This window comes from Pseudomonas pudica (assembly GCF_015680405.1).
Lineage (GTDB): Bacteria > Pseudomonadota > Gammaproteobacteria > Pseudomonadales > Pseudomonadaceae > Aquipseudomonas > Aquipseudomonas pudica.
Map to the genome: position 1 here is coordinate 19,814 of NZ_JADLJS010000051.1, position 11,430 is coordinate 31,243.

At 65.3% G+C, this 11,430-nt stretch carries 9 protein-coding genes; 4 read left to right on the forward strand and 5 right to left on the reverse strand.

Annotation, left to right across the window (positions count from 1 at the left end):
* Positions 1–3 precede the first annotated feature (3 nt).
* Entirely contained in the window at positions 4–429 is a 426-nt protein-coding gene (locus IRZ77_RS23535) for a pilus assembly protein PilZ (RefSeq protein ID WP_046617213.1), read from the reverse strand.
* Positions 426–2,066, reverse strand: coding sequence for a bifunctional UDP-sugar hydrolase/5'-nucleotidase (locus IRZ77_RS23540; RefSeq protein WP_046617212.1), 1,641 nt, complete (start codon positions 2,064–2,066; stop codon positions 426–428). Before IRZ77_RS23540 ends, IRZ77_RS23535 begins: the two co-directional genes overlap by 4 nt.
* Before the next feature lie 224 nt (positions 2,067–2,290).
* Between IRZ77_RS23540 and IRZ77_RS23545 the strand changes: the two genes are divergently transcribed.
* Positions 2,291–4,351 carry a PhoX family protein gene (locus IRZ77_RS23545; RefSeq protein WP_046617211.1) on the forward strand — a complete coding sequence of 687 codons (2,061 nt, stop codon included), beginning with the start codon at positions 2,291–2,293 and terminating at the stop codon, positions 4,349–4,351.
* A 132-nt stretch (positions 4,352–4,483) separates the two neighbouring features.
* Here IRZ77_RS23545 and gspK read toward each other — a convergent pair whose 3' ends face one another.
* A complete protein-coding gene (gene gspK, locus IRZ77_RS23550) occupies positions 4,484–5,449 on the reverse strand; it encodes a type II secretion system minor pseudopilin GspK (RefSeq protein WP_046617210.1) in 966 nt (321 codons plus the stop codon).
* 145 nt (positions 5,450–5,594) lie between these two features.
* On the opposite strand from gspK, the gene tatA reads away from it, so the two are divergent.
* Genes tatA through tatC form a run of 3 tightly spaced genes read left to right on the forward strand, consistent with a single transcriptional unit; the run spans position 5,595 to position 6,891 of the window.
* Complete coding sequence (gene tatA, locus IRZ77_RS23555; protein ID WP_085600553.1) at positions 5,595–5,828, forward strand: twin-arginine translocase TatA/TatE family subunit; 234 nt, start codon at positions 5,595–5,597, stop codon at positions 5,826–5,828.
* Positions 5,828–6,133, forward strand: a complete 306-nt coding sequence (tatB, locus tag IRZ77_RS23560) for a Sec-independent protein translocase protein TatB (protein WP_196174509.1) — start codon at positions 5,828–5,830, stop codon at positions 6,131–6,133. Before tatA ends, tatB begins: the two co-directional genes overlap by 1 nt.
* Complete coding sequence (tatC, locus tag IRZ77_RS23565; protein ID WP_108480185.1) at positions 6,130–6,891, forward strand: twin-arginine translocase subunit TatC; 762 nt, start codon at positions 6,130–6,132, stop codon at positions 6,889–6,891. Before tatB ends, tatC begins: the two co-directional genes overlap by 4 nt.
* A 103-nt stretch (positions 6,892–6,994) precedes the next feature.
* Here the strand turns inward: tatC and IRZ77_RS23570 are convergent, their stop codons facing one another.
* Both IRZ77_RS23570 and purL read right to left on the reverse strand, forming a co-directional pair.
* The gene (locus tag IRZ77_RS23570) at positions 6,995–7,306 is read right to left on the reverse strand and encodes an NGG1p interacting factor NIF3 (protein ID WP_196174510.1); all 312 of its coding nucleotides are present in this window, start codon (positions 7,304–7,306) and stop codon (positions 6,995–6,997) included.
* Between the two features lie 3 nt (positions 7,307–7,309).
* Entirely contained in the window at positions 7,310–11,209 is a 3,900-nt protein-coding gene (gene purL, locus IRZ77_RS23575) for a phosphoribosylformylglycinamidine synthase (RefSeq protein WP_196174511.1), read from the reverse strand.
* Between the last annotated feature and the right edge of the window lie 221 nt (positions 11,210–11,430).

The window sequence follows — 11,430 nt, forward strand, 5'->3', positions numbered from 1 at the left end:
CGTTCATCCTTGCCGCTTGAAGCCGGTCACGACGGGGCGTGGCGGCCAGGGCAGGCGTTCACGCCGCCCCTGGTTGTTGAAAATCAGGCCATCGCTGTCGATGTCCTGCAGCACGATCCCTGGCGCCAGGCGCTGGCCGCGGGCCAAGGTGCGCACCTGCTCGCCATAGCGCAGCACCACCACGCTGGAGGCCAGCGGCTGCGCCTTGAGGCCGCCCAGGTATTGCAGCGGCAGGCGCGTGATTGCGATGGCACCGTCGTCGACGGGTACCTGCCAATGGCCGACCATCAAGCCAGGCAGCGGCTTGTCGGGCGCTGCGGGCGCAGTGGCCGGTTGCGGCTGGCGACCCAGTTGCAGCACGCACTGGGCCGCCAGCCAGCCGGCCAGGGTCAGGCCAGCGCCCGTCAGCAAGCGCGAGGCGAGCGTCACGATGCCAACTGCCTTGGGTGCCAGCCCGGGTGCCCCTGCACGTAGCGCAATTCGGGCAGCTGCAGCGGCGCCAGTTGCCAGTCGCTCGCCTGGCGGGCGAGCCAGGCTTCGATCCGTTGCCACAGCGGCTCGCCGGCCTGGGTTTCGAATTGCAGGCCAAAGGTGCGGCACAGGCCCTGCACCGGTTCCAGGCCACTGATGCGCTTGCCTTGCGGGCTGTAGCTGACACGCCAGGCCTGGCCCTGCCAGCGCGGCAGGTCCTGGCTGTTGTCCAGCAACAGCGGGTCGCCGAACAGTTGCTCCGCGGCGTTTTCCAGCACTTGCTCGACCTGCCGGGCGGGTGCTTCGACCACCGGTGCCGGGTAGCCACCGGTGAGGCTGATCAGGTGTTCTCGGGTAATGGCCGCCCCTGCGGGCAGAGGGTAGTCATAACGCAGGCCCGGCAGCAGCACCGGCATGCTGCTGTCGTCGGCCAGGGCCTGATGCAGCAGCCGGTCCCAGCTGCCGCCTCGGGTGTCGCGGCGCCACAGCGCCTGGGGCGCGCGGGCCAGCGGTTGATCGAGCCAGGCCGCGTGGCCGGCGCGCTGCTGGCGCAGTTCTGCCTGCAATGCCCCGACACGCTGCTGAGCGGCGGGCGCCAGCTGTTGCTCAAAGGCCGGGAAGAAACGCCCCTCGAACTGCCACAGCCCGGCCACGCGCTGGCAGCGCAGGCGGAAGGCACCGCTGCCCCGGCAACCGGCGAACAGCACCGGCACGCGGCGGCCGCTGGCCTGGCTGGCCTCGACCGGCGCCGGCCACAGGTCCTGGCCGCGGGCGCACAGCAGCACATCGATCTGCGGCACCCGCTCGGCCAGCCACAAGCCCGGCCCGGTACCGACATCGGCCAGGGCCACCACCAGGTCAGCCTCGCGTCGGGCCTGTTCGAACACCGGCTGCAATGACTGGTACCACTGTTTGAGGGAGGCTTTCTGGTCCTGGGCATAGGGGTCGGTCACGCCGATCACGGCAATACGTGCACCGCCGCGTTCGAAGACGTGCAAGGCTTCCAGGCCCAAAGCCCGGCGCTGCGTGTCTGCCAGCCCGGCGCCCAGGGTAACGGTGCCAGCCTGGCGATATAGCGCCGGGCTGCGCTGTGGCCACAACACGCGCTCGTCGCTACTGACCCGCGCTTCACTGCCCAGCAGCTGGCTGCCCTGCAGGCCGCTTTCGCCCTGGGTCAGGTAGGCCAGGCCACTGCCATTCCAGCACTGGCCGTTTTCCAGGGTCAGGCTGTTGCCAGCGCCAGCCTCGCCGCGCAGCTGCTCGAGCAATGCCGCCAGCACCGCATAGCCGCCCAGCTGGGCAGATGCAGCCTGGCTGGCATCGAGCAGGGGCGCCAGTTGCGGGTAGGCGATGCTGGCACTGCTGCCGGTCATCCATGGGGCGCGGCCCAGGTGGCTGACCGGCCCCAGGCGAGTGGCCGGCACCACCGCCTGGCCAGGCTGGCGGGCATCGAGGGTGTCGGCCACGTACAGCAGGTCGAGGCTGGCGTTGCCTCCCTGCTGCCCAGGAAGGGCGGAGCAGGCGCCGAGCAACGGTGCCAAGGCACCGATACCCATCCAGCCGATCACTTCGCGCCTGTGCACACTGCTTGCCATCGAACCCGCCATCCTTATCCATGTTCATCCAGGGCCCCGGATGTTGCGGCGTTGGCATTACAGTTTGATGGCAGAAATCCGACAGCCATTCCAAAGTGATCTGTAGAGCACGCTTGTAAGAGCGGGTTGTTTTAAAACCCCCTTAACATTTCTGCCAATGAATCATCACATTTGCGCACTAAAGTCGCGGTTCCCTCTAACTCAGCCAACATAAGGACACCCTGATGAGTCGAGATACCGGCGACAACCTGGACCGGAACCAAAGCGGCAACCTGCCGATGGCCAACGTCATGGACGCCTACCTGAGCCGCCGCAGCGTGATGCGCGGCAGCCTGGGCGCCGCCATCGCCATGATTGCCGGTACCGGCCTGACAGGCTGCTTCGACGGTGGTGGTTCCGATCACGATGATCCGGTCACCGAGCCACCCGTGACTGAGCCGGAAGTGCCGAAACTGGCACTGGGCTTCCAGTCCATCCCGGGCTCGCGCACCGACGCCTGCGTGGTTGCCGCCGGCTACAGCGCCTATGTGCTGGCGCCCTGGGGCACGCCGATAAACAGCAATGGCAACCCGTGGAAGTCCGACGGCAGCAACACCTCGACCGACCAGGCCAACGCCATGGGCATGCACCATGACGGCATGCACTTCTTCCCCATCAACGGCAGCTCCGAAGACGGCCTGCTGGCGATCAACTTCGAGTACATCGACACTGCCGCCCTGCACCCGGCCGGCCCGACTACCGACGTGAACGGCAAGCGCCCGGTGGAGGAAGTACGCAAGGAAATCAACGCACACGGTGCCGGCGTGGTGCGCCTGCAGAAAATCGGCGGCCGCTGGCAGGTGGTCGACAACGACCCGCTCAACCGCCGCTTCACTACTGCCTCGCGCATGGAAATCACCGGCCCGCTGCGGGGAACCGACCACGTCAAGACCAAGTACTCCACCGCCGGCACCCATTGCCGCGGCACCAACAACAACTGCGGCAACGGCTACACCCCGTGGGGCACCTACCTGACCTGTGAAGAGAACTGGCCAGGCATTTTCGTCAACAAGGGCACCCGCCCCGAAGACCAGCGCCGCATTGGCGTGGGCACCTCAAGTGGCCAGTACAAGTGGGAAACCGCAGCCGGTGATAGCAGCGAAGTGGACGACGAATTCGCCCGTTTCGATGTCACCATCAAAGGCGCCAGCGCCACCGACGACTACCGCAATGAAGCCAGCACCTACGGCTACATCGTCGAAATCGACCCGTACAACAGCAACACCCTGGCCACCAAGCGCACCGCGCTGGGGCGCTTCCGCCACGAAGGCTGTGCCCCGGGCCTGCCGGTCGCCGGCAAGCCGCTGGTGTGGTACATGGGTGACGACTCGAACAACGAGTACCTGTACAAGTGGGTGTCGACCGCGGTGTGGGACGCAGCCGATGCCAACCCGGCCGACCGCCTGGCCACCGGTGCCAAGTACCTCGACCAGGGCAAGTTGTACGTCGCCCGCTTCAATGCCGACGGCACCGGTGTATGGCTGCTGCTGGACGTAGGCACCGCCACCACTGGCGGCAGTACCCTGGGCGCACTGTATGGCGACCTGCCGGGCATCATCCTCAACACCCGTGGTGCTGCCGATGCCGTGGGCGCAACGCCGATGGACCGCCCGGAATGGACCACGGTCAACCCGCTCAACGGCGACGTATACCTGACCCTGACCAACAACAGCGCGCGTACCCCGGAAAAGGTCGATGCAGCCAACCCGCGCGGCCCGAACCGTCACGGCCACATCATCCGCTGGCACGACAGCGACGACCAGCTGAGCTTCACCTGGGACATCTTCGTGTTCGGCGCCAACGCCGCCGGCACCGCCGACATCAACCGCTCCGGCCTGACCGAACTGAACCAGTTCGCCAGCCCGGACGGCATGAGTTTCGATAGCCGTGGCGTGCTGTGGTTCGAGACCGACAACGGCGAGAGCACCGTGACGGACTACACCAACGACCAGCTGCTGGCAGTGATCCCCACCAACCTGGTGGATGCCAGCGGCAAGCAGGTGCCGGTGAACGCACAGAACCAGGTGGACCTGCGCCGCTTCTTCGTCGGGCCGAATGGCTGCGAGGTAACCGGGATTACCTTTACCCCGGACAACAAGACGCTGTTCGTCAATATCCAGCACCCGGAGAACTGGCCATATACCGACAAGGCCACCGATGCCACCCCGGCAGGTGCCACGGTAAGGCCGCGGGCTGCGACGGTGGTGATCCAGCGTATCGATGGCGGGGAGATCGGCACCGCCTGATCGATTTGTGCACGGGGGCCGCTTTGCGGCCCTATCGCGACACAAGGCCGCTCCTACAAGGGATCGCATTCCCCTGTAGGAGCGGCCTTGTGTCGCGATAGGGCTGCAAAGCAGCCCCGGCAATCTCAAGCCCTACCACACCATCGGCTCCCGGCTGCGCACCCGCACCTGCTGCGCCGGCACCCGGGCATGCCATTGCACCACCCCCAGCGCCTCCACCTGGAACTCGCTGCGTATCACCCGCCCCTCCTCCGCGAACGACAGCTGCAACAGGAAATACCCGCTGTTCAGCAGCAACCCTTCGCTCAACCGTTCGAAGGTTTCGTCATCTACCGCCCCCAGGGCCTGGCGTAGCGCAGTTGCATCCACATAACCCGACGCCGGCCGGCCGCTGATGATGCGGCTGAGCAACGAGCGCGGATAACGCCCTTCATACAGCGCTTCCAGCAACGGCAGATGCTCCAGCCCCAGGGCATTGGCATTCAGCCGCCAGCCGGTGGTCTGAGGCAAGGCGCACAGCATCGGGTAACGGCTCTGGCGGCTGGCGTCCGGCTCCAGTAGCAAGTTCAGCTCGCTGGTATCGAGCATCGGCTGGTTGGCTGCCAGGCGCGGTGGTTGCTGGCGCAGGTATTGGGCGCTCTCGGCGCCCTGCAGGCGGGCATCGCTGTCGGCATCCAGCCAGTCGCCCAGGGCATCGACCAAGCGCTCGGCAGCCATGTCATCGCCCAGCAGGTACCGCAACTGGCGCGCAGCTCGCTCGCCGTCAGCGCCAAGCAGCGCATTGACGTTGAAACAGGTGTGCTGGTCGAGCACCCGCAACTGCGCCTGGCCAGCGCCAAAATCGTAGTTCAACGGCTGCCCGCGCAAGGCCTGCCAGAACAGCGGGCTAAGCCGCCAGCTGGGGTCACGCAGGGCCTGTTCGGCATAGGCCAGGCCGGCCTGCTCCATCGCTCGCGCCTGCACCCGCTGGTGCAACAGGCGCACCCCATCGACCTGGCGCCGGCCATCTTCCAGCAGCCAGGCCATGCCCGCCGCCAACATCGCCAGCACCACCATCACCATCAGCAGGGCCGCGCCCTGCTGTTGCCTGCCACCCATCCTTGCCTGCCTCTGTCGCCGAATAAAGACGCCAGTCAACACGCCCGGTGTTGCAGGTAGATGGCAGTGACCATTCGTCATGTGTACGTCATCTGCGCGAGGCAGGATTGTCTTTCCTTTTCATGACCTTACAGGAGTGGTCGCAATGGGTGGCATTGGAATCTGGCAACTGGTGATCGTACTGCTGATCGTATTCCTGCTGTTTGGTACCAAGCGCCTCAAGGGCCTGGGCAGCGATGTGGGCGAGGCGATCCAGGGTTTTCGCAAGTCCATGGGCGGTGACACTGACGCGACTTCCGCAGCGCAAACACAGGTGCAGCAACAGTGCCCGCTGACCGGTCAGGGTACGCAGCAACCGCAAGCGGACCGTCAACCCTGATGTTCGAGGTAGGCTTCAGCGAGTTGCTGCTGGTCGGCATCGTCGCGCTGTTGGTTCTAGGCCCGGAGCGCCTGCCGGTGGCGGCACGCACCCTCGGGCGCGGCCTGGGCCAGGCACGCAGGGCCATGCACGCCCTGCGCACGCAGGTAGAGCGGGAGATCGAACTGCGCCCTGTCGAGCTACCCGATCTCGACAGGGCGCCATTGCAGCGCCTGGAACAGGAGATCCGCCAAGGCATCAGCCTGAAAGCAGAGCCGGCCAATGATGCGGCCACGGTCGTTCCCCCCAAGGAAAACCTTTCATGAGCATTGCCATGGACCCGGCGGCGAGCATGCCGCTGACCGAACACCTGCGCGACCTGCGCAAACGCCTGGTGCGTTGCCTGGCGCTGGTGGCGTTGGTGTTCGCCGGCCTGTTCCCCTTCGCCCAGACGCTGTACACGCTGGTTTCCGAACCGCTGCGGCGCTTCTTGCCGGAAGGCGCGAGCATGATCGCCACCAGCGTCACTTCGCCGTTCCTGACACCGTTCAAGCTGACCGCGATGTGCGCAGTGTTCGTCGCCATGCCACTGCTGCTGCACCAGGCCTGGGGCTTTCTGGCGCCGGGGCTGTACCGCCGTGAACGGCGTATTGCCCTGCCGCTGCTGGTGTCGAGCATCGTGCTGTTCTACGCCGGCATGGCCTTCGCCTTCTTCCTGGTGTTCCCGATGATGTTCGGCTTCTTTGCCAGCGTTACACCGGAGGGCGTGGCGATGATGACCGATATCAGCCAGTACCTGGACTTTATCCTGGCGCTGTTTCTGGCGTTCGGGCTGGCGTTCGAGATACCGGTGGCGACGTTTATCGTGGTCTGGGTGGGGTTGGCCGATGTGGCCACGTTGCGGCGCAGCAGGCCCTACGTGATCGTCGGCTGCTTTGTGGTGGGGATGATCCTGACGCCGCCGGATGTGTTTTCGCAGACGATGCTGGCGGTGCCGATGTGGGTGCTGTTCGAGGTGGGGTTGCTGGCTTGTGGGTGGTTGAAGCGGCCCGGGCAGGGCAAGGAGATTGGGGCTGGATTGTAGGGCCTCTTCGCGGGTAAACCCGCTCCCACAGGGATCGCACAATATCCGAGAGTTGTGCGATCCCTGTGGGAGCGGGTTTACCCGCGAATAGCCTTGATGCGTTCTAGAACTCGGCGAGCTGCCAGACTTCGTAGGCTGGCGTTTCGTACGGGTGGCTCTGCTTGAGTGCAGCGACGACCTGGGCAATCAGCTCGTCAGCCACCACCAGCTCCACCTTCCACTCTTCCACCACCTCGACCTGGCCGGTTTGCCCGAGGAACGGCTGGCTGCCGTCCAGCGGGCGGAACTGGCCATGGCCCAGCGTCTGCCAGGCGCAGTGGTCATAGTCACCGATGCGCCCGCCACCCGCGGCGAACACAGCGGCCTTGACCACTTCGACGTGGCTGGCGGGGACGAAGAAGGCGAGCTTGTACACGCCTTAGTTCACCCACACCCGTGCGTTACGGAACATACGCATCAGCGCGGCATCTTCCTGCCACTCATCCGGGCGCCAGGAGTTCTGCACGGCACGGAACACACGCTCCGGGTGCGGCATCATGATGGTCACGCGGCCGTCGCGGCTGGTGAGACCGGTAATGCCACGCGGCGAGCCGTTCGGGTTGGCCGGGTAGGCTTCGGTGACCTTGCCGTGGTTGTCGACGTAGCGCAGGGCCACGCAACCGGACAGGTCGGCTGCCAGCAGTGCTTCTTCGCTGGCGAACTCGGCATGGCCTTCACCGTGGGCGATGGCGATCGGCATGCGCGAACCGGCCATGCCCTGCAGGAAGATCGAGTTGGACTTCTGCACTTCGACCATGGCCACACGCGCTTCGAACTGCTCCGAACGGTTACGCACGAAGTGCGGCCAGTGCTCGGTGCCGGGGATCAGTTCATGCAGGTTGGACATCATCTGGCAACCGTTGCACACGCCCAGGGCGAAGCTGTCGGTACGCTCGAAGAAGGCCTGGAAGGCGTCACGGGCGCGGCTGTTGAACAGCGCAGACTTGGCCCAGCCTTCACCGGCACCCAGCACGTCGCCGTAGGAGAAGCCACCGCAGGCGACCAGGCCCTTGAAGGCTTCGAAGTCGACACGGCCAGCGAGGATGTCGCTCATGTGCACGTCGATGGCGGCGAAGCCGGCACGGTCGAAGGCGGCTGCCATCTCGACCTGGCCGTTGACGCCCTGCTCGCGCAGGATGGCCACTTGCGGGCGCACGCCCTTCTTGATGTACGGCGCGGCGATGTCGTCGTTGACATCGAAGCCCAGCTTGACCGACAGGCCCGGGTTGTCTTCCTCCAGCAGCAGGTCGAATTCCTGGTCGGCGCAGTCGGCGTTGTCGCGCAGGCGCTGGATCTGGTAGCTGGTCTCGGCCCACTGGCGCTGCAGCATGCGGCGGTCGTCGTCGAACAGCACTTCACCGTTCAGGCTGATGGACACTTCACCGTTATTGACCGGCTTGCCGATCACCGCGACGCAACCTTCACCCAGGCCAGCGGCGCTGAACTGTGCCAGTACGTCGGGGGTAGCATCCTGGCGAACCTGGATGACCGCACCCAGCTCTTCGTTGAAGAGGATGGCCGGCACGTCGCCCTTGCTGTCGGTCAGCGGGTCGAGGTGCAGATCGAGGCCGCAGTGGCCGGCGAAGGCCATTTCCAGCACGGTGGTGACCAGGCCGCCGTCGGAGCGGTCGTGGTAGGCCAGCAGGTGGCCATCTTCGTTCAGGCCCTGGATCACGGCGAAGAACGCCTTCAGGTCTTCGGCGTCATCGACGTCCGGTGCCTGGGCGGCGATCTTGCCGTAGGTCTGTGCCAGGATCGAGGCGCCCATGCGGTTCTTGCCGCGGCCAAGGTCGATCAGGATCAGGTCGGTCTCGCCCTTGTCCATGCGCAGTTGCGGGGTCAGGGTCTTGCGGATGTCGGTGACCGGGGCGAAGCCGGTGATGATCAGCGACATTGGCGATGTAACGCTCTTCTCGACGCCCTCGTCGCTCCACTTGGTCTTCATCGACATCGAGTCTTTGCCGACCGGAATGGTAATGCCCAGCTCCGGGCACAGCTCCATGCCGACAGCCTTGACGGTGTCGTACAGGCGGGCGTCTTCACCTGGGTGGCCGGCGGCAGACATCCAGTTGGCCGACAGTTTGATGTCGGACAGCTTCTCGATGCGCGAGGCAGCCAGGTTGGTCAGTGTCTCGCCAATTGCCATGCGGCCGGACGCCGGGGCATCCAGCAGAGCCAGCGGGGTACGCTCGCCCATGGCCATGGCTTCGCCGGTGTAGACGTCGAAGCTGGTGGCGGTGACGGCGCAGTCGGCAACCGGTACCTGCCACGGGCCGACCATCTGGTCACGAGCTACCAGGCCGGTGATGGTGCGGTCGCCGATGGTGATCAGGAAGCTCTTGCTGGCCACGGCCGGGTGGCTGAGGACGCGCTGAACGGCGTTGTCCAGGTCCAGCGTGCTTGGGTCGAAGTCATCGCCCAGCTCGGCTTCGCGGGTAACCGAACGGTGCATGCGTGGCGGCTTGCCCAGCAGTACGTCGAGCGGCATGTCTACTGGCGTGTTGCCGAAGTGGCTGTCGCTTACGGTCAGGTGTTTTTCTTCAGTCGCTTCACCCACTACGGCAAACGGGCAACGCTCACGCTCGCAGATTGCCTTGAAACGCTCGAAGTCGACGGCGCTGACCGCAAGCACGTAACGCTCCTGCGATTCGTTGCTCCAGATTTCGTGCGGGGCCATGCCCGGCTCGTCGTTGGGCACGTTGCGCAGTTCGAAGCGGCCACCACGGCCACCGTCGTTTACCAGCTCTGGGAAGGCGTTGGAGATACCGCCGGCGCCAACGTCATGGATGAAAGCGATCGGGTTGTTGTCGCCCAGCTGCCAGCAGCGGTCGATGACCTCCTGGCAACGGCGCTCCATTTCCGGGTTTTCGCGCTGTACGGAGGCGAAGTCCAGGTCAGCCGAGCTGGCACCGGTAGCCACCGACGAAGCGGCGCCGCCGCCCAGGCCGATCAGCATGGCCGGGCCACCGAGCACGATCAGCTTGGCGCCGACAGTGATCTCGCCTTTCTGCACGTGGTCTTCACGGATGTTGCCCATGCCACCGGCCAGCATGATCGGCTTGTGGTAGCCGCGCACTTCTTCACCGTGCGGGGTGTTGATGGCCTGCTCGAAGGTACGGAAGTAGCCGGTCAGGGCCGGGCGGCCGAACTCGTTGTTGAACGCAGCGCCACCCAGAGGGCCTTCGATCATGATGTCGAGGGCGTCGACGATGCGCTCAGGCTTGCCGTAGGCCTGCTCCCACGGCTGTTCGAAGCCAGGGATACGCAGGTTGGACACGGTGAAGCCGGTCAGGCCAGCCTTGGGCTTGGCGCCACGGCCGGTCGCGCCTTCGTCGCGGATTTCACCGCCGGAGCCGGTGGAGGCGCCAGAGAACGGGGCGATGGCGGTCGGGTGGTTGTGCGTCTCGACCTTCATCAGGATGTGCACCGGCTCCTGCACCGCGCCGTACTGGCGGGTTTCAGGGTTCGGGAAGAAACGGCCGGCAACGTTGCCGACGATCACCGAGGCGTTGTCCTTGTACGCAGACAGCACACCTTCGTTGTGCATCTGGTAGGTGTTCTTGATCATGCCGAACAGGCTCTTTTCCTGAGCCTGGCCGTCGATGTCCCAACTGGCGTTGAAGATCTTGTGGCGGCAGTGCTCGGAGTTGGCCTGGGCGAACATCATCAGTTCGATGTCGTTCGGGTTGCGCTTGAGGCCCTGGAAGGCGTTTACCAGGTAGTCGATTTCGTCTTCGGCCAGGGCCAGGCCCAGGTCGATGTTGGCCTTGGCCAGGGCGTCACGGCCACCGCCAAGGATGTCCACCGAGGTCATCGGCTTGGGCTGGGCATGGCTGAACAGGTCAGCGGCCTGCTCCAGCTGGCCGAGCACGCGCTGGGTCATGCGGTCGTGCAGCTCGGCGGCAATCAGTTCGGCGTCGGCTTCGCTCAGGTTGCCGGCAACGTAGTAGGCGATACCGCGTTCCAGGCGCTGGATCGACTGCAGGCCGCAGTTGTGAGCGATGTCGCTGGCCTTGCTGGCCCACGGCGAAATGGTGCCCAGGCGCGGCACGACCAAAAACAGGCGGCCGCTCGGCTCCTGTACCGGCACGCTCGGGCCGTACTTGAGCAGACGGCCCAGCACCTGCTGCTGGTCGGCGGTCAGCTCGCCGTCGACATCGGCGAAGTGGGCAAATTCGGCATACAAACCAGTAACAGCGGGGACTTTCTGGCTCAGTTGCTCGAGTAATTTACCGTGGCGAAAGGCAGAAAGGGCAGGAGCGCCGCGCAGGATCAACATCGTCGGGACAGCCTCAGGAAGGGGTGTGCTTAGAGGCCGTGCATTCTAGCCTAATTCGAAGGGTTTCGGCACCCGCTCTGAGCCATGGCTGCCGGGCGGCGGAACCGGACTTGCGGGTCAAAAAAAATTGCCTTTTGTTGCCTGCTCCGGCCCTATCGCCGGCAAGCCGGCTCCCACAGGTATACCACCACCCTCAAGGCCTGCATTGTACCTGTGGGAGC

Coding starts and splice junctions, on each gene's coding strand:
- tatC (WP_108480185.1), top strand. CDS start 6,130: ATGAGCATTGCCATGGACCCGGCGGCGAGCATGCCGCTGACCGAACAC.
- purL (WP_196174511.1), bottom strand. CDS start 11,209: ATGTTGATCCTGCGCGGCGCTCCTGCCCTTTCTGCCTTTCGCCACGGT.
- IRZ77_RS23540 (WP_046617212.1), bottom strand. CDS start 2,066: ATGGCAAGCAGTGTGCACAGGCGCGAAGTGATCGGCTGGATGGGTATC.
- tatB (WP_196174509.1), top strand. CDS start 5,828: ATGTTCGAGGTAGGCTTCAGCGAGTTGCTGCTGGTCGGCATCGTCGCG.
- gspK (WP_046617210.1), bottom strand. CDS start 5,449: ATGGGTGGCAGGCAACAGCAGGGCGCGGCCCTGCTGATGGTGATGGTG.
- tatA (WP_085600553.1), top strand. CDS start 5,595: ATGGGTGGCATTGGAATCTGGCAACTGGTGATCGTACTGCTGATCGTA.
- IRZ77_RS23545 (WP_046617211.1), top strand. CDS start 2,291: ATGAGTCGAGATACCGGCGACAACCTGGACCGGAACCAAAGCGGCAAC.